Raw genomic sequence first — 17,461 nt, forward strand, 5'->3', positions numbered from 1 at the left:
GGTTGGTCGGCTGCGGTATACCGGGTTGGTGCGAATTGGGGTGTTGGGGCCGGTGACGGCGTGGCGCGGGGGAGATGCGGTGCCGGTTGGCGGCGCGCGTGAGCGGTATGTGCTGGCGGTGTTGTCGGTCGAGGTGGGGCGGGTGGTGCCGGTGGAGCGGCTGATCGATGGGCTGTGGGCGCGGCCGCCCCGGTCGGCCCGCGCGCAGTTGCACAACCTGGTGAGCAGGTTGCGGGCGAGGTTGGACGACGGCGTGATCATCACCCGGCCCACCGGTTATGCGTTGGCCGCGCACGCCGTCGAGGTGGACCTGGCGGAGTTCCGGGCACTGGTGGAGCGGGGCAGGCGGGCGGCGGAGGTCGGGGACCACGGGGTTGCCGAGGAGTCGTTCGGGGCGGCGGTGGGGTTGTGGCGGGGGGCGGCGCTGGCGGACGTGGACGAGGAGTTCGCCGGACCGGTCCGGGTGGGCTGGCACGAGGAGAGGCTCGCGGCGTGGGAGGGGCGGTTGGCGGCGCGGCTCGCGCTGGGGCGGTACGACGAGGTGCTGGTGGAGGTCGCGCCGCTCATCGCCGAGCACCCGTACCGGGAGCGGTTGTACGAGGTGCGGATGGTGGCGTTGGTGGCGGTCGGGCGGCAGGTCGAGGCGTTGGAGGTGTACCGGGAGGCGTACCGGACGCTGGACGTCGAGCTCGGCGTGGCGCCGGGTTCGGCGTTGCGGGAGCTGGAACGGCGGATCCTGCGCGGCGAGGTGCCTGTCACCCGGCAAGCCGCGCCGGTCGTGGCACCGCGCCAGCTGCCGCCCGGGCTGGTGACGCCGGCCGGACGCGGCGAGGTGCACGGCGAGGTCGTGGCGGCGTTGCGGGCGGCCGGGCCGGGGCTCGTGGTGCTGGTCGGGCCCGGCGGGGTCGGCAAGACGGCGCTGGCCGTGGCGGTGGCGCACCACGTGGTCGAGCGCTTCCCGGACGGCCAGCTGTTCGCGACGCTGGGCGGATCGCACCGGGACCGGGTCGACCCGCACGTCGTGGTCGGCCGGTTCCTGCGGGCGCTCGGCGTGGCCGGCGCGGCGGTGCCGGAGGACCCCGAGGAACGGGTCGCGCTGTACCGCAGCACGGTGGCGGACCGCGCGGTGCTGGTGGTGCTGGACGACGTCGCGGCGGAAGCCCAGGTGCGCCCGTTGCTGCCGGGCGGCTCGTCGTGCGCGACCGTGGTCACCTCGCGTCACCAGCTCGGCGCGCTGGTCGGCGCGGCGCGGTGGACGTTGCCCGCGTTGGCCGTCGAGGACTCGTTGGAGCTGCTGTCACGGGTCGCGGGCGCGGAGCGGATCGCGGCCGAGGCGGACGCGGCGGGAGGGATCGTCGCGTTGTGCGGCAACCTGCCGCTGGCGCTGTGCGTGGCCGCCGGGCGGCTCGCGGTGCACCCGACGTGGCGGGTGGCCGAGTTCCGGGACCGGCTCGCCGAAGAGCGTCGCCGGCTGGACGAGCTGTCGTTGGGCGACCTGGACGTGCGGGCCGTCATCGCGGCCGGCTACCGGCTGCTCGACCCGTCCGCGCGGCTGCTGCTGCGCCGGCTCGGCCTGTCGGCGACACCCGAGTGGCCCGCGTGGGTGGCGGGCGCGTTGGTGGGCGGCGACGTGGACCGGTCGCTGGAGACGTTGGCCGACGTGCACCTGGTCGAGGTGCTCGGGCGCGACCGGGTGGGGCAGGAGCGGTTCCGGCTGCACGGCCTGGTGCACGACTTCGCGGCCGAACGCGTGGCCGCCGAGGAATCCCCGGCAGAGCGCGACGCGGCGTTGGGAAGGGTGCTGGGCGGGTGGCTCGTCCGGGCCGGCGTGGCGGAGGAGCGGCTCGGGGGCCGGGTCGGCCCGGACTCGCCGGACGAGGCGATCGCCGCGCCGCGGGAGTGGTTCGAGGTCGAGTCGGGTGTGCTCACCGCGTGCGTCGACCAGGCGTCCAGGCTCGGTTTTCCCGAGGTGGCCCGGGGGTTGGCGGCGCGCTTGGCGGGGTTCCTCGCCCTGCGCGCGGAAAGCGGCGCCTCCCGTCCGGGCAGCGGTGGTCGGCAACGCGTTGCGCGCACAGGGGTGTCGGCGCGTTCGACGTGAACACGTGCACCTGTCAGGCGGCCGACGGCCGGCCGGTCACGCCAGGGGGCGGCGGCCGGCGAACCCGAGGTCCGCCCGGTGGTACCAGTCGAGGCCCTGGTCGCCTTCGAGCCAGCACAGCAGCACCGGCACGCCGTCGAGGTCGGACGGGAAGTCGACCAGCAGGGGCGCGAAGCCCTTCAGCTCGGCGCCGGTCGCCTGCACGGTGGTCATGAGGTCGTCCAGCCGGGCCTGCGCCGCCTTCAGCTCGGGCAGACCGCCGAGGTCGGTGGGGCTGCCGCCGTCGAGCGAGGCGGCCAGTTCGGCGGCGTCGGCCCGGACCTCGACGATCTCGGTGAGCACCGGCAGGAGCCGGGTCAGCTCTTCTCGCGCCTCGGGCACGCTGAACACTGTCACCCCTGGTCCGCCGCGGTAGCCGTACGCGGACAGGCTACCGGCCGGGTCGGGGGCCACCAGCGGCCGGTGGCCCCCGACAAGCCGGTCAGCGCAGCGGCGGGGTGGCCAGCTTCGCCAGTTCCAGGGCCTGCTCGGGCCACCAGCGGCCGGCGGCCGGGCCGCCCTGGCACTCGCCGTCGGACTCGCCGGGCCGCTTGATCCACAGGAACGCGTCCACCAGCGGGATGCCGGTGTTCGCCGTGGGGCGTTCGCCGAGGCCGCGGCCGGGCGGGTTGCACCAGTCGGTCTCGCCCTCGCCCGGCGTGTAGTGGCCGCGGCCGTTGCGGCTGGTGTCCAGCACGAAGTGCGTCATCTTCGACTTGCGCACCGGCATCGCGTCCAGCTCGGCGTCGGCCGGGCAGGTGGTCGCGCCCTCCTGCGTGCGCAGGTGGATGCACTTGGAGATGCGCGTGCCGTACCGCACCAGGTCCTCGGTGAAGCGGTAGTTCGAGGTGTTGAGCGCGAAACCGTCCGCCCGCGTGATGCCGCCCCGCAGCAGGCGGTTGACGATGCCGAGCTGCTGCCGCGGCTCGCCGTAGCCCGCGTCGTAGTCGTTCAGCGCCTGCCACGCGGAGTGCCCGGCGTCGAGGTAGACGCGGGTGTGCTTGCCGCGCTTGAGGGTGTCCACGGCGTGGTTGATCTCGCGGAACCGTTGGGGCACCAGCTCTTCGTCCGGTCCGATCGTGCACCACGGCTCGCTGGTCAGCAGGGCCAGGCCGTCCGGCTCGACCACCACGACCGCCTTCTCGTCACCGATGCCGGCGGCGAAGGCGTCGATCCACTCCTTGTACTCCTGCTCGCTGCGCGCGCCGCCCGCCGACCACTGCGAGCAGTCGCGGTAGGGCACGAAGTACGCCACGAGCACCGGCACCTGGTCCTTCGCCCGCGCGGCGCGCACGACGTCGCGCACGTCGCGCCGCACCTGCTCCGCGCCCGCCGTGGTGAACCAGATCGCGGTCGGCTGCGCGGCCACCCCCGCCATCAGGTCGGCGTCCGCGGTGCGCCCCTCGGCGCGCCACCGCTCGGCCTGCCGCGCGGCGTTGCCGTCCGGCTCGACGTAGAAGGACGTGCCCTTGGGCAGGTGCGGGGGTCCCGACGCCGTCACCGCTTCCTCCGCTCCGGCGCCGCTCACGCCGATCAACGCGCACACCGCGGTCGCCGCCAGGGTCAGCCCGACGCGCCGTCGTCCCGGTCCGTTGTCCACTCGACTGCTCCTCACGGAACGCTGATTTGGGAGCGCTCCCAACCGGCCGCAAGCATGCTTCCTCATGAGCTGCATCACAACCCCCGAATCGCTCGCGGCCTGGTCAGCCGACCGGTGGCGGGGTGTGGCCGGCGGCGCGCAGGAGCGCCACACCGAGGTGCAGGTCCTGCAGCGCGATGCCCGAGCTGTCGAACACCGTCACGTCGTCGGGCGACGACCGACCGGTCGCGCGGCCCGCGAGGACGTCGCCCACCGCGGTCGGCCGGGCGTCGGGCACGTGCTGGAACTCGCCGATCGCCACGGACTGCGCGGGCCAGTCGCAGAACAGCCGCGCGGACGCGAGCAGCTCCACCGGCAGCTCCTGCTTGCCCTTGCCGTCGGAACCCATGCTCGCCACGTGCGTGCCCGGCCGCACCCACCCCGCCTCGAACAGCGGCGCCCGCGCGGTCGTCGCGGTGACGATGACGTCCGCCGACCGGCACGCCTCCTCGGGCCCGGTCAGCACCGCCGCCACCCCCTCCGCCGCCAGGTCGGCCACGAACCGCGCGCCACGTGCGGCGTCACGCGCCACCACGTGCACCACCGACAGGTCGCGGACCCGGGCCAGCGCCAGGCACTCGTGCCACGCCTGCGGACCGGTGCCGAAGACCGCCAACGACCGCGCGTCGGGCCGGGCCAGCACGTCGGCGGCCACGGCGTCGGCGGCGGCGGTGCGGTACGCGTTCGCGAAGCCCGCCTCGACCACCGCCGCGACCCGGCCGACCGACTGGTCGAACAGCAGGATCACCGAGTTGTGCCGGGGCAGCCCGCGCTCGGTGTTGCCCGGCCAGTAGCTGCCGACCTTCACCCCGGCGGCCCGCGCGGCGGCGGCCGACTTCACCGTGAACCGGTTGGCGGGCGACGAGCCGTGGCCCACCACGGCCGGGAACAGCACACCGCCGTCCGCCGCCTCCAGCAACGCCGAGAGGGCGGCTTCGTAGGCCAGCTCCCGGGTCACCAGCGCCCGCGTCTCCTCTTCCGACAGGAAGATCACCAGCCGTTCACCCGCTTCCACGTCGTGCCCGCGTCGCCGGCGAGCCGGTAGGTGCCGTGCTCCCGGCCGCCGTCGGTCATGATCCGGCCCGGCCGGTGCCCGCCACCACCAGGTCGAAGAACCCGAAGTCGCCCGCGCGGACCTCGGTCACGCCGGTCAGGTCGGCCGCGGCGTGCGCGGTCGGCGTCGAGCCGACGCCCACCACCGGGCACGCGTGCCCCGCCGCGCAGGTGGAACACGCCACGCCGGTCGAGCGCCCGCAGCAGGCGCAGGCGCTCGGGTTCGCCGGCGGGCTTGGACAAGGAGGGTTCCACGGCGTCGACCACCTCCTCGACGTCGTCGCCGAAGGTCGTGGCAGTCGGGGCGCGCCGAACACCGCGCCCCGCTCGTCGCGCAACGGCACGGTGGACGACTTGACCAGCCGCCCGTCCGACGTGCGGGTCGGGTGGTCGAGCCGCTCGACCGCCTCGTCGCCGGCGACCGCCACCACCGGGCGGTCCGGCTGCCGGTAGTCGTGCAGCACGACCTCGCAGGACCGCCCGAACGTCGCGGCCAACCCGGGCACCGCGCCCTTGACGGCCGCCAGGACCGCATCCGCCGTCATGCCCCGCAGCCTGGACAGAAAGTCCGGACGCTGGACGGTTCGTCCATCAGCAGCAGTGGTCGCCGCGCCAGGCCTCACGGCCCTCCTTGACCGCCACGGCGGCGATGGCGAGCGCGGCCAGCGGATCGGCCCACCACCAGCCCACCGCGCTGTTGAGGACCAGGCCGGCCAGCAGGACGGCGGACAGGTACGTGCACAGCAGCGTCTGCTTGGAGTCGGCGACGGCGCTGGCCGAGCCGAGTTCCCGGCCCGCCGCGCGTTGGGCCCGCGACAGGACCGGCATCACGACCAGCGAGACGGCGGCGAGGACGATGCCGGCGGTGGAGTGCTCGGCGGCCAGCCCGCCGAGCAGGGCGCGGACCGACTCGACCGCCACGTAGAGCGCCAGCGCGAAGAACGACAGGGCGATCACGCGCAGCGCGACCCGTTCCCTGGCCTCGTGGTCATCGGCGGCGAACTGCCAGGCGACGGCGGTGGCGGAGGCGACCTCCACCACGGAGTCCAGGCCGAAGCCGATGAGCGCGGTGGAGGAGGCGACGGTTCCGGCGCTGATCGCGATCACCGCCTCGACCACGTTGTAGGTGATCGTGGCGGCCACCAGCAGGCGGACCCGCCGGGTGAGCGCGCCGCGGCGGTCCGGGGCCAGGGCCGGCCCGGGCTCGACGACGCAGCAGCCGTCCGCGCACGTGGCCGCTTCGGCGCTCATCGCGCGGCCACCGCGTCGTCGGCGCAGTCCGGCGTCGGCTCGACGGCCAGCACCACGTCGAGCAGTTCGCGGAGGGCGCGGGCCAGGTGAGGGTCGGCGATGTCGTAGCGCACCTGACGGCCCTCGTAGGTGGCCACGACGAGGCCGCAGCCACGCAGGCACGACAGGTGGTTGGACGCGTTCGACCTGGTCAGCCCCAGTTGCTCGGCCAGTCGCGCCGGGTAGCCGGGACCGTCGAGCAACGCGACCAGGATGCGGCACCGGGTCGGGTCGGCCAGCGCCCGGCCGAGTCGGGCGAGCGCGGTCTCGCGCGTTTCACACGTCAGCACCGGCCGAACTATACAGCCTCCGCTGTATCCTCCGTGCTCGTCCGCTGCACCGGGATCTCGTCCAGCAACGGGTTCGCCCGGGCCAGCAGCTCCCGCGCGCCGCGCAGCCCGGCGGCGATGCGGTCACGGCGGGTGCGCAGCTCGTCCACCCGCTGCCGCGCCTCGGTCACGATCCGCCGCGCGTGGTCCTCGGCCTCGCGGACCAGTCGGTCGGCCCGTGCCCGGGCCGCCGCCTCCCGCGCGGCCACCGCCGCCATCGACTCGGCCCGCCGCGCGCTCATCGCCAGCTCGAAGTCGACCCGGACCTCCTCGCGCACCGCCGCCGCCCGCTCGTCCAGCTCGCGCCTGCGCCGCTCGGCCTCGCGCGTGGTCGCCAGGAGCCGCTCACCGGCCTCCCGCATCAGCGTCCGGTGCTCGGCCTCGGCCTGCCGCCGCTGGGCGTCGAGTTCGGCGACGAGCCGCTCCGACCGCTCGCGCACCCGTGCCGCGGCCCGTTCCGCGGTGGCCCAGTGGTTCTCGGCGACGGCCCGCGCCCGCGCGGTGATCTCGGCCGCCTCCTCGTGCGCGAGCTCCGCCATCCGCCGCAGCCGCGCGGCGAGCGCGTCCGGGTCGATCGGCGTGCGGGAGATCCGGTCGACGTGCTCGCGCAGCACGCGGATCTCCGCGCGGGCGGTCTCCAGCTGACGGGCGAGGTCGTCGGCCCGCGCCTCGGCCGCGTCGCGGTCGACGGCCAGCACGCGGAGCTCGGCCTCGACGCCCTCGACGTAGCGCCGCACGTGGCCGCGGTCGTACCCGCGCCACACCACGTCGAAGTCCGCCCGCATCGGCACCAAGTCCCCGTCCACCGCCATCGGCGCAGCACCTCCCGTGATCGTCGCGCCGGAGATCGACAGCGCGACATGCCTTCGACCGCAACGCTTTCCCCACCGTACTTCGAGGACCAAACCCGAGGTTCGCTCCCGTCCGCCGAACCGCGCAACCACCGCTGCGCCGCACGGTGGCTGCCGTTCCCGGCCCAGTGGGAAGAGTTGTCGGGCATGGTGATGGAGTACCGCGCCGACCTTCCGCCGGAGCCCTTCAACGCGGGCGAACCGGCGCTCACCGGCGGCACCACGACCCTGGTCGAGGGCACCACGTTCTGCCTCTCGACCGCCGACGGCGACATCGGGCCCGGCACGCCGCACGGCTTGTTCTTCCGCGACGCGCGCGTCCTGTCGCGGTGGCAGCTCCGGCTCGACGGCGCCGCGCCGCACCCGCTGTCGGTGTCGCACCCCGAGGCGTTCGCCGCCAGGTTCGTGCTCAGGCGGCCACCGGCCGCGGGTTCGGGCGACAGCACCCTGCTGCTGGTGCGGGAACGGCTCGTCGACGACGGGATGCGCGAGACGATCACCGTCGACAACCTGGGCCGCGAAGCCACCACCGCGCGGCTGGACCTGCACGTGGACGCCGACTTCGCCGACCTGTTCGCGGTCAAGGAGGGCCGGGCCGGGCGCCACGACCGCGACGCCGTCGCCACCGGGCCGGAACTGGTGCTCCACGACCGGGGCAACGGCTCGCGCGGCGTGACGGTCACCGCCACCGCCGGACCCGACGTCACACCGGGCACCTTGAGCTGGCACGTGGCCCTGCCTCCCGGCGGCCGGTGGACCACCGAGGTCGTCGTGCGGCCGACCGCGGCCGGTGACCCGGTGCGACCCCGGCTCCGGCACGGCGAGCGGGTCGAGACCAGCGGACCCGCGCGCAGGATCCGGCGGTGGCGCGCGGCGAGCACCGCCGTCGCCGCGAGCGACCCGGTGCTGACGGGCGTCCTGAGCCGCACCCGGAGCGACCTCGGCGCGCTCCGGATCCACGACCCGGCGCGCGGCGGCAGGCAGTTCGCCGCCGCCGGCGCGCCGTGGTTCATGACCCTGTTCGGCCGCGACAGCCTGCTGACCGCGTGGATGGCGTTACCGCTGGACGTGGACCTGGCGGTGGGCACGGTGCAGACCCTCGCCGAGACCCAGGGCACGGCGGTCGACCCGCTGACCGAGGAGGAACCGGGCCGCGTCCTGCACGAGCTGCGCCGGGGCCCGGACAGCGCCGCCGTGCTGGGCGGCAACCACTACTACGGCTCGGTCGACGCCACACCGCTGTTCGTGATGCTGCTCGCCGAGAGCTGGCGGTGGGGCGCGGACCCCGACGTGGTGCGCTCCCTGCTGCCCGCCGCCGACGCCGCGCTCGCGTGGGTCGACCGGCACGGCGACCGCGACGGCGACGGGTTCGTCGAGTACCGCCGTGCTACCGACCGGGGCCTGGCCAACCAGGGCTGGAAGGACAGCCCCGACGGCGTCAACCACGCCTCCGGCCGGCCGGCCGACCCGGCGATCGCCCTGTGCGAGGTCCAGGGCTACGTGCACGCGGCGCTGCTGGGCCGGGCGGAGCTGGCCGAGGGGTTCGGCGACCCGGCGACCGCCGCCCGCCTGCGCCACCGCGCCGGCGAGCTGCGCCGGCGGTTCGCCGAGGCGTTCTGGCTGCCGGACCGGGGCTGGTACGCCGTCGCGCTGGACGGCCGCAAGCAGCCGGTGGACGCGCTGACCAGCAACGTCGCCCACTGCCTGTGGTCGGGCATCGCCACCGACGAGCACGCGGCCGCGGTGATCCGGCGGCTGGCCGAGCCCGACATGGACACCGGCTACGGCCTGCGCACCCTCGCGTCCACGATGGGCGCCTACAACCCGATGAGCTACCACAACGGGTCCGTGTGGCCGCACGACACGGCCATCGCCGTGGCCGGGCTGCTGCGCTACGCCCACCTGCCCGGCGCGGTCGACCTGGCCCACCGCCTGGCGGCCGGCCTGCTGGACGCCGCCGCCGCGTTCGGCGGACGTCTGCCGGAGCTGTACTGCGGCTTCTCCCGCGACGACTTCAGCCCACCCGTGCCCTACCCGACGTCGTGCTCGCCGCAAGCGTGGGCCAGCGCCTCGCCGTTGCTGCTGGTCCGAGCCTGCCTGGGGCTGTCGCCCCACGTCCCGAACCGGACCGTGACCACGAACCCCCACCTGCCCCCGCGCTGGGGCGAGGTGACCCTGACCGGCCTCCGCCTCGGCCCCGTGACCGCGCGCGTCACGGCCGCCGGCGAGCGGGTCGAGGTCTCCGGCCTGCCACCCGACTGGACCGTCGACCCCGCCCGCGGGTTTGAGCCACCCGCCGGGGGGTGAACCCCGTCGGGCGTCGTCCCGCCCGCGCCGCCGTGGAGGATCACCGTGATCGAGAAGCCGTCGAACGACGTGGCCGACCAGCTGCGGACCGCCGAACCCGAACCCGACACCGGGATCGTCGACGAGGAGGCCGCCGTCGGCCGGTCGCAGGCCCCGGAGCTGCCGGAGGTGCCCGAAGCCGACCCGGCCGACGTCGCCGACCAGCACCGCGCCGTGCCGCTGCCCGACGAACCGGACGGCGCCTGGTAGCGCGTCAACCGGCCATCGCGTCGACCGCGTCGACCACCTGCGCGCCGTCCAGCAGCACGCGGTCGTTGTGGTCGGCCCCCGCGACCTCCGCGGTCCGCCCCCGCGCCGCCGTCGCCACCGCCCGGCTCTGCTCCGGCGGCACGATCGAGTCCGCCGTGCCGTAGACGACGGTGACCGGCACGTCCAGCCGCGCCACGAGCCGCTCGGTCGGGAACTCGTCGACCAGCAGCCACCGGACCGGCAGGAACGGGTAGTGCCGCGCCCCGACCGAGGCGAGATCCGTGAACGGCGACCGCAGCACCACCCCGGCCGGCGGGTGCTCGACCGCGAGCTCCGCCACCACCGCCGACCCCAGGCTCTCCCCGAAGTAGATCAACCGCTCGGCCGGCACGCCCTCCCGGAGCAGGTGCTCACGGGCCGCGCGCACGTCGAGCGCCAACCCGGCCTCCGTCGGACGCCCGGGGTTGCCGCCGAACCCCCGGTACTCGACCAGCAGCACCGACAGCCCCCGCGCGTTCAACGCCCGCGCCAGCGGCACCCTCGTCAGCCGGTTGCCGGCGTTGCCCGGCGCCACCAGCACCGTCGCCCGCGCCGACCCCACCGGAAAGTGCCAGGCCGCCAACCGCACCCCGTCGCCGGTGGTCACCACGACGTCCCGCCCGCCCACCTCCCCGGCGCTCGGCAACGGCCCACCGGTCGGCAGGTAGACGAGCTCGCGCTGGAACGCGAACGCGCCACCGACCACCACACCCACCACGACCACCACGCCGGCCAGCACCGCGACCACTCGCTTACTCCCCACCCGCCCCCGCTCCCGTCACCGTCGTCGCCCCCGTCGTCGTCTCTGTCGTCGTCTCCGTCGTCGTCTCCGTCGTCGTCGGATCGGGCCGTTGGGTGAGCGTCGGCGTCGGCACGGGGTTCGCGGTGGACGTGACCAACGGCTGCGGCTCGTCCTGGGTGGTGACGCCGCACGCCGTGACCAGCGCCGCCGCGGTCAGCAAGATCGTCACGACCTTCATGCCTCGGCCTCCGGCAGCTCCACCACGAACCGGGCCCCGCCACCGGGCCGGTCCTCCACCCGCACCGTGCCGCCGTGCCGCTGCACGTGCTGCGCGACCAGCGCCAACCCGAGCCCGCTGCCGGTGTCCGCGCCGCGGCGCCCGGCCCGGGCGCCGCGGTCGAAGCGGTCGAAGATGCGGTCCCGCAGCTCGGGCGGCACACCGGGCCCGGCGTCGTCCACCTCGATCCGCGCCTTGCCGTCCCGCGAGAACACCCCGATCCGCACCACGCCGCCCGCGTGCCGTTCGGCGTTGTCGAGCAGGTTGTCGACGGCCCGGTCCAGCCGGCGGCGGTCGCCGAGCACCCGCGGCGGCGGCGACCCGGTCTCCATCGCGACCGGACCACCGGGCCGGGCCGCGACGACGTTGGCCACCAGCGACACCAGGTCGATCGTCTCCGACGCCGGGTCCTCGGCCAGCTGGTCGGCCCGGGAGATCTCCAGCAGGTCCACCACCATCCGCGCGAACCGGTCCACTTCGGACGTCAGCAGGTCCAGCGCCTTGCCCGCCGTGCCGGGCACCTCCACCCGGCGGCGGCGCAGCACCTCGGCGGCGTTGACCATGGTCGTCAACGGCGACCGCAGCTCGTGGCTGACATCGCCCGCGAACCGCGCGTCCCGCCGCACCCGCTGCTCCAGCGCCTCGGCCGTCGCGTTGAACGTGCCGGCCAACGACGTCAGATCCGGGTCGGTCTGCGTGGGCAGCCGCGCCCTCAGGTCACCACCCGCGATCCGGGACGCGGCCTTGGTCAACTCGGTCAACGGCCGCAGCGCCCGCCGGCCGGCCCACGACCCCAGCGCCACCCCCAGCATCCCGCTGGCCACCGTGACCGCGACGAGCAGGGCGCTGAGGAAGCGGAACGTGCGGTCCAACTGCACCAGCGGCGCCAGCTCGACGTACGCGCCGTCCGTCGACCCGATGGGCAACGTCACCGCCAGCACCGGGATGCCGTCCACCATGAGCCGCTGCGCGGCAGGCGTGCCCGCCCGCCCGAGGTCGACCAACCCGCGCGGCAGCTCCCGCGCGTCCACCTGCCGCCCACTGGTCAGCACCTGGCCGCCGTGGAACAGCAGGACGGTCGAGTCGGGCCCCGTGGTGAGCCCGGTCAGCAGTCCCGTCAACCCGTCCGAGCCGCTGCTCAACGCCGCGTCGACCAACCTCACGTTCACCTCCGCCTGCCGCACCGCGCTCTGCTCGCGCTGACGCAACATGTACCCGGACGTGAGGTTCCACACCGCCACCGCCACCGCGCTGGTCAACAACACGGACCCCAACCCCATGACCAGCGCGACCCGCCACCGCAACGAGAACCGACGCATCACCACCCCACCCCGACCGCCCGCACGCCCACCCAGGCCCGATTCGACGTGGGTTCGGGTGCTTCGGCCTGCCCGGAGCACCCGGAAGGGCTCCAGGTCGAATCGAGCCGGTCTCCGCCACCGAGCCGCACCCACACCCGCACCAGCCTGCCCGACCCCCGCGCCCACCGCAGGGATCGCAAGCTGATCGCAAGGTTCGGAGCGGGCGTTTTCCCGCTCCCCGCGCCCGCCCCACCACGAGAATCCCGGGTGCCCGACCAGGCTTCGCCTCCTCCGACGCGACCCGCCTGCCCGCACCCGACAGGAAGTCGATGCCCGCACTGTGACCGCCATCCCCGGTGACCACGACGTGTCCGCGCTCGTCCTCATCTGCGACCACTGCGGACGTGTGCACAACCGGTCCGAAGAGTCCGCCGTCAGATGGCCGGCGCTGTGGGGGCAGGCGGTCGCCGCGGGCTGGCACGGCCTGGACCGCCCGGTGGGCCCTCACTTCTGCTTCCGGTGCGCGGCCTGACACCAGGCCCGCCTTCCCCGAACCCCCGGCCCCTCCCCGCGCCCTCCTCGGCCCGGTCGCCGATACAGTACGGGGGTAGGGTCCGCGCGTGACCCTTTCGCGGGTGACGCCAGTCACCGCCCCTGACTTCCAAATTGACTCAGGTACCCCCCGGGGGTATGAATGTCCCTGACGGGCACGCGACAGGTGACCGAAGGGAGTGGACATGCGGGGTTACACCTCTGACAAGGACGCCGTCCTCAAGCGCTTGCGCCGGGTCGAGGGGCAGGTCCGCGGCTTGCAGCGGATGGTGGAGGACGACGAGTACTGCATCGACGTCCTGACCCAGATCGCCGCGGCGACCAAGGCGCTCCAGGCCGTCTCCCTCGGGCTGCTCGACGAGCACCTGAAGCACTGCGTGGCCGATGCCCTCACCCGGGGTGGCGAGAACGCCGACGCCAAGGTCCGCGAGGCAAGCGAGGCCATCGCCCGCTTGGTGCGTTCCTAGCGTCCCCACCCCGAACAGCCACTCACCCCGAACCCACCACTCGAACGATGAACCAGGAGCACCCGATGGCCGAGTCCACTTACACCGTCACCGGCATGACCTGCGGCCACTGCGTCGCGTCCGTGACCGAGGAGGTCACCAAGATCGACGGCGTGACCGGCGTGGACGTCGACCTGCCGACCGGCGCGGTCAAGGTGACCAGCGCCGCCCCGGTCGCCGAGGCGGACGTCCGCGCCGCCGTCGAAGAGGCGGGTTACGCCCTCGCCGGCTGACCCACCCGCCACCCACCACGGCACAGCAGCCGACCCGGAGCCCGTCGACCCGTTTGACGGGCTCCTCCAGTCTCGAGGACTGACCGATGAGCACAACAGCGAAGCTCTCCGCCTACGGTGCGGTACTCGCCCTGGTCGCCGGTGGCGCCTGGGCGGCCGGTAGCGCTGTCGGTCCCTTCGCCGTCCAAGCCGCGCCGAGCGGTCACGACGGCACGTCCGGCGCCGAGGGCGCCGGCCGCGGGGACGACCACAGCGGCACCGTCGCGGAGACCGCGCGCAACGACCAGCCCGCGGGGCTGGCGTCGTCCAGGGGCGGGTACACCCTCACGCCCACCGACACGACGCTGACCACGGGAACCGACTCCTTCTCCTTCCGCGTCCTCGGCCCGGACGGCACGGCCGTCACCGCCTACGACGTCGAGCACGACAAGCGGATGCACCTCATCGCGGTCCGGCGCGACACCTCCAACTTCCGGCACGTCCACCCCGAGATGGCGCCGGACGGCACGTGGACCGTGCCGCTGGACGTGCCCGACGCCGGCAGCTACCGCGTCTTCGCCGACTTCAAGCCGACCGGTGGCGAGGCGGTCACGCTCGGTGTCGACGTCAGCGCGGCGGGTGTGTTCGAGCCGCGCGCCCACGAGCCGTCCCGCGTCGCCGAGGTCGACGGCTACCAGGTCCGCCTGGACGGCGACCTCGTGCCGGGCAAGGCCTCGCCCGTGCGGCTGACCGTGGCCGAGGACGGCGTGCCGGTCACCGACCTGCAGCCCTACCTGGCGGCGTACGGTCATCTGGTGGCGCTGCGCGAGAGCGACCTGGCCTACCTCCACGTGCACCCCGAGGGCGCTCCCGGTGACGGCCGGACTCCCGCCGGCCCGGAGATCGCGTTCGTCGCCGAGGTGCCGTCGGCCGGTGGCTACCGGCTGTTCCTGGACTTCCGGCACGACGGCGTCGTCCGCACGGCCGAATTCACCGTGACCACCGTGGGTGCCGGGGGTACCCACACCGACGGAGCACCCGGCGACGCCGAGGAGGAGCACGGTCATGGCTGAGGCGCGGATCGAACTGGCGATCACCGGCATGACCTGCGCCTCGTGCGCGGCCCGGATCGAGCGCAAGCTGAACAAGCTCGACGGCGTGACCGCGACCGTGAACTACGCGACCGAGAAGGCGCGCGTCACCTTCCCCGAGGCCGTCGACCCGCAGGTCCTGGTCGACCAGGTCGAGGCCGCCGGCTACCAGGCCGCGCTGCCCGTGCCCGAGCAGCCCGGAACCCCCGCCGCCACCGCTGAGGAAGACCCGACCGCCGCGCTGCGCCGGCGGCTGGTCGTGTCCGCGGTCCTCTCCGCCCCGGTGGTCCTGCTCGCCATGGTCCCGGCGTGGCAGTTCACCCACTGGCAGTGGATCTCGCTCACGCTGGCGGCTCCGGTGCTGGTCTGGGGCGCGTGGCCGTTCCACCGCGCCGCCTGGACGAACCTGCGCCACGGCGCGGCCACGATGGACACGCTGGTCTCGATGGGCACGGTCGCGGCCTTCGCCTGGTCGCTGTACGCGCTGCTGTTCGGCACCGCGGGCACGCCGGGCATGACGCACCCGTTCGAGCTGACGATCTCCCGCACCGACGGCGCCGGCGCGATCTACCTGGAGGTGGCGGCCGGGGTGACGACGTTCATCCTGGCGGGCCGCTACTTCGAGGCCCGGTCGAAGCGGCGGGCCGGCGCGGCCCTCCGCGCGTTGCTCGAACTCGGCGCGAAGGACGTCGCCGTGCTCCGCGAGGGGCGCGAGGTCCGCATCCCGATCGGCGAGCTCGCGGTCGGCGACCGGTTCGTGGTCCGGCCGGGCGAGAAGATCGCCACCGACGGCGTCGTGGCGGACGGCAGCTCGGCGGTCGACGCCGGCATGCTGACCGGGGAGTCCGTGCCGGTCGAGGTCGGCCCCGGCGACCCGGTGGTCGGCGCGACCGTGAACGCCGGCGGGCGGCTCGTGGTCCGCGCGACGCGGGTCGGCGGCGACACCCAACTGGCGCAGATGGCCAGGCTCGTCGAGGAGGCGCAGAACGGCAAGGCGCAGGCGCAGCGGCTCGCCGACCGGATCTCGGCGGTCTTCGTGCCCGTCGTGATCGCCCTCTCGGTCGGCACGCTGGCGTTCTGGCTCGGCGCCGGCGGCGGCGTGTCGGGCGCGTTCACGGCGGCGGTCGCGGTGCTGATCATCGCCTGCCCGTGCGCCCTGGGCCTGGCCACGCCGACCGCGCTGCTGGTCGGCACCGGGCGCGGCGCGCAGCTGGGCATCCTGATCAAGGGGCCGGAGGTGCTGGAGTCGACCCGGCGGGTGGACACCGTGGTGCTGGACAAGACCGGCACCGTCACCACCGGTCGGATGAGCCTGGTGTCCGTGCACACCGCCGCGGACGTGACCGAGGACGAGGTGCTGCGGCTGGCCGGCGCTCTGGAGCACGCCTCCGAGCACCCCATCGCCAAGGCGATCGCGACCGGCGCCCTGGACCGCGCGGGCGAGCTGCCCGACGTCGAGGGGTTCCAGAACCTCGAAGGGCTGGGCGTGCGGGGAGTGGTCGACGGGCACGCCCTGGTCGTCGGCCGCGAGCGGCTGCTGGCCGAGTGGGGCGTCCACCTGGACGGTCCGCTGGCCGAGGCCAAGCGCGCGGCGGAGGAGAAGGGGCGCACCGCGGTCCTGGTGGCGTGGGACGGCGAGGCGCGTGCGGTCCTGGTCGTGGCGGACACCGTGAAGCCGACGTCCGCGGAGGCGATCCGGCAGTTGCGCGGACTGGGCCTGACCCCCGTGCTGCTGACCGGTGACAACGAGGCCGCCGCGCGCGCCGTGGCCGCCGAGGTCGGGGTCGCCGAGGTCATCGCCGAGGTGCTGCCGAAGGACAAGGTGGACGTGATCGCCCGGCTCCAGGGCGAGGGCAAGGTCGTGGCGATGGTCGGCGACGGCGTGAACGACGCCGCCGCGCTCGCGAAGGCCGACCTCGGCCTGGCCATGGGCACCGGCACGGACGCGGCGATCGAGGCCGGTGACCTGACGCTCGTGCGGGGCGACCTGCGTGCGGCGGTGGACGCGATCCGGCTGTCACGGCGCACCCTCGCCACGATCAAGGGCAACCTGTTCTGGGCGTTCGCGTACAACGTCGCGGCGCTGCCGCTGGCGGCGGCCGGGCTGCTCAACCCGATGATCGCCGGCGCCGCGATGGCGTTCTCCAGCGTGTTCGTCGTGTCGAACAGCTTGCGGCTGCGTGGTTTCCGCGGCACCGCGACCACCCGGTCGGGGCCGACGCGGTCAGCGGGGTCCACCCGGGGCAAGGTGCCCGCCGCCGCCTGACCCGGTCGTCCCGGACGCGGGACGCGGGGGGTGGCGCGGCGGGCGCCAGAGCGGGTGCAGCACGGGGCCGTCGTCGGGGAGGGCGTGGGGAGCCCCGGAGGGGACGAAGCCGTGCCGCGCGTACAGCGCGGCGCTGCGCGGGGTGCTCGCCTCCAGGTACACGGGTTGGCGTTCGTCGTCGGCGCGGGTGAGGCGGTGGCGCAGGATGGCGGTGCCGACGCCTCGCCCGCGGCTCTCCGGGACCACCGCCATCGAGGCCAGGTACAGGTGCGGCACGTCGGGGTGGGGGAGCGCGACCGCCGCCGCCATCCGCCGCAACGCCGGGTTCGCCCGGGCCTGCTCCGCCACCGCCTCCGCCTGCCGCCGCGCCGGCTCCGCGGACGCCAACGCCATCCACGTGGACACGCCGACGACCACCCCGCCTCGTTCGGCGATCACCACCTCGTGATCGGTCAACGCGCTTGCCAGCCACTCGCGGAACAGGGCGGAGAAGTCGTGCCCGGCCAACGCCCACGCGGTCACCGCCTCGTCGGCGCACGCCGCCGCGCAGGCCGGGGCGATCCGGTCCAGTTCCTCGACACCAGCACCTCGTACGCTGTACACGACCACAGCATTTCGAG

The 17,461-nt window shown here is 74.8% G+C and carries 18 protein-coding genes; 7 read left to right on the forward strand and 11 right to left on the reverse strand.

Annotation, left to right across the window (positions count from 1 at the left end; genetic code table 11):
* The first annotated feature begins 79 nt into the window (after positions 1-79).
* Positions 80-2,098, forward strand: coding sequence for an AfsR/SARP family transcriptional regulator (locus EDD40_RS34940; protein WP_170185296.1), 2,019 nt, complete (start codon positions 80-82; stop codon positions 2,096-2,098).
* Positions 2,099-2,134: 36 nt separating this feature from the next.
* On the opposite strand, the gene EDD40_RS34945 is transcribed toward EDD40_RS34940, so the two are convergent.
* The 7 genes from EDD40_RS34945 to EDD40_RS34980 form a co-directional block, all read right to left on the reverse strand.
* A complete protein-coding gene (locus EDD40_RS34945; RefSeq protein WP_425471358.1) occupies positions 2,135-2,488 on the reverse strand; it encodes a DUF2203 domain-containing protein in 354 nt (117 codons plus the stop codon).
* A 91-nt stretch (positions 2,489-2,579) separates the two neighbouring features.
* Positions 2,580-3,737, reverse strand: coding sequence for a glycoside hydrolase family 6 protein (locus EDD40_RS34950; protein WP_211348290.1), 1,158 nt, complete (start codon positions 3,735-3,737; stop codon positions 2,580-2,582).
* A 103-nt stretch (positions 3,738-3,840) separates the two neighbouring features.
* Positions 3,841-4,770: an ornithine cyclodeaminase family protein gene (locus EDD40_RS34955; protein WP_123748520.1), complete on the reverse strand. Its 930-nt coding sequence runs from the start codon at positions 4,768-4,770 to the stop codon at positions 3,841-3,843.
* Positions 4,771-4,846: 76 nt separating this feature from the next.
* A complete protein-coding gene (locus EDD40_RS43895) occupies positions 4,847-5,374 on the reverse strand; it encodes a PAS domain-containing protein (protein ID WP_246038053.1) in 528 nt (175 codons plus the stop codon).
* Positions 5,375-5,420: 46 nt separating this feature from the next.
* Positions 5,421-6,080 (reverse strand): cation efflux transmembrane domain-containing protein, encoded by a 660-nt coding sequence (locus EDD40_RS34970; protein WP_123746696.1) that lies wholly within the window; start codon positions 6,078-6,080, stop codon positions 5,421-5,423.
* The gene (gene cmtR, locus EDD40_RS34975; protein WP_123746697.1) at positions 6,077-6,409 is read right to left on the reverse strand and encodes a Cd(II)/Pb(II)-sensing metalloregulatory transcriptional regulator CmtR; all 333 of its coding nucleotides are present in this window, start codon (positions 6,407-6,409) and stop codon (positions 6,077-6,079) included. Before cmtR ends, EDD40_RS34970 begins: the two co-directional genes overlap by 4 nt.
* Before the next feature lie 8 nt (positions 6,410-6,417).
* Positions 6,418-7,260 (reverse strand): coiled-coil domain-containing protein, encoded by an 843-nt coding sequence (locus EDD40_RS34980; RefSeq protein ID WP_123746698.1) that lies wholly within the window; start codon positions 7,258-7,260, stop codon positions 6,418-6,420.
* A gap of 186 nt (positions 7,261-7,446) precedes the next feature.
* Here EDD40_RS34980 and EDD40_RS34985 point away from each other — a divergent pair, with 186 nt between their 5' ends.
* Together EDD40_RS34985 and EDD40_RS34990 are read left to right on the forward strand one after the other, a co-directional pair.
* Positions 7,447-9,606 carry an amylo-alpha-1,6-glucosidase gene (locus EDD40_RS34985; RefSeq protein ID WP_246038055.1) on the forward strand — a complete coding sequence of 720 codons (2,160 nt, stop codon included), beginning with the start codon at positions 7,447-7,449 and terminating at the stop codon, positions 9,604-9,606.
* A gap of 45 nt (positions 9,607-9,651) precedes the next feature.
* Positions 9,652-9,855 carry a hypothetical protein gene (locus tag EDD40_RS34990; protein WP_123746699.1) on the forward strand — a complete coding sequence of 68 codons (204 nt, stop codon included), beginning with the start codon at positions 9,652-9,654 and terminating at the stop codon, positions 9,853-9,855.
* A 4-nt stretch (positions 9,856-9,859) separates the two neighbouring features.
* On the opposite strand, the gene EDD40_RS34995 is transcribed toward EDD40_RS34990, so the two are convergent.
* Genes EDD40_RS34995 through EDD40_RS35005 form a run of 3 tightly spaced genes read right to left on the reverse strand, consistent with a single transcriptional unit; the run spans position 9,860 to position 12,232 of the window.
* Entirely contained in the window at positions 9,860-10,657 is a 798-nt protein-coding gene (locus tag EDD40_RS34995) for an alpha/beta hydrolase (RefSeq protein WP_123746700.1), read from the reverse strand.
* On the reverse strand, positions 10,647-10,865 hold the full coding sequence (locus EDD40_RS35000) for a hypothetical protein (RefSeq protein ID WP_148088993.1): 219 nt from the start codon (positions 10,863-10,865) through the stop codon (positions 10,647-10,649). The genes EDD40_RS34995 and EDD40_RS35000 overlap by 11 nt, the downstream gene beginning before the upstream one ends.
* A 5-nt stretch (positions 10,866-10,870) precedes the next feature.
* The gene (locus EDD40_RS35005; RefSeq protein ID WP_123748522.1) at positions 10,871-12,232 is read right to left on the reverse strand and encodes a HAMP domain-containing sensor histidine kinase; all 1,362 of its coding nucleotides are present in this window, start codon (positions 12,230-12,232) and stop codon (positions 10,871-10,873) included.
* Between the two features lie 719 nt (positions 12,233-12,951).
* On the opposite strand from EDD40_RS35005, the gene EDD40_RS35015 reads away from it, so the two are divergent.
* From EDD40_RS35015 to EDD40_RS35030, 4 genes are all read left to right on the forward strand, one after another.
* The gene (locus tag EDD40_RS35015) at positions 12,952-13,233 is read left to right on the forward strand and encodes a metal-sensitive transcriptional regulator (RefSeq protein WP_123748523.1); all 282 of its coding nucleotides are present in this window, start codon (positions 12,952-12,954) and stop codon (positions 13,231-13,233) included.
* Positions 13,234-13,298: 65 nt separating this feature from the next.
* Complete coding sequence (locus EDD40_RS35020; protein ID WP_077005321.1) at positions 13,299-13,505, forward strand: heavy-metal-associated domain-containing protein; 207 nt, start codon at positions 13,299-13,301, stop codon at positions 13,503-13,505.
* A gap of 86 nt (positions 13,506-13,591) precedes the next feature.
* The gene (locus EDD40_RS35025; protein ID WP_123746703.1) at positions 13,592-14,557 is read left to right on the forward strand and encodes a hypothetical protein; all 966 of its coding nucleotides are present in this window, start codon (positions 13,592-13,594) and stop codon (positions 14,555-14,557) included.
* Positions 14,550-16,841 (forward strand): heavy metal translocating P-type ATPase, encoded by a 2,292-nt coding sequence (locus EDD40_RS35030; protein WP_123746704.1) that lies wholly within the window; start codon positions 14,550-14,552, stop codon positions 16,839-16,841. Before EDD40_RS35025 ends, EDD40_RS35030 begins: the two co-directional genes overlap by 8 nt.
* Here EDD40_RS35030 and EDD40_RS35035 read toward each other — a convergent pair.
* Complete coding sequence (locus tag EDD40_RS35035; protein WP_246038056.1) at positions 16,800-17,444, reverse strand: GNAT family N-acetyltransferase; 645 nt, start codon at positions 17,442-17,444, stop codon at positions 16,800-16,802. The genes EDD40_RS35030 and EDD40_RS35035 overlap by 42 nt on opposite strands.
* Positions 17,445-17,461 lie beyond the last annotated feature (17 nt).

It is taken from the genome of Saccharothrix texasensis, from assembly GCF_003752005.1.
Lineage (GTDB): Bacteria > Actinomycetota > Actinomycetes > Mycobacteriales > Pseudonocardiaceae > Actinosynnema > Actinosynnema texasense.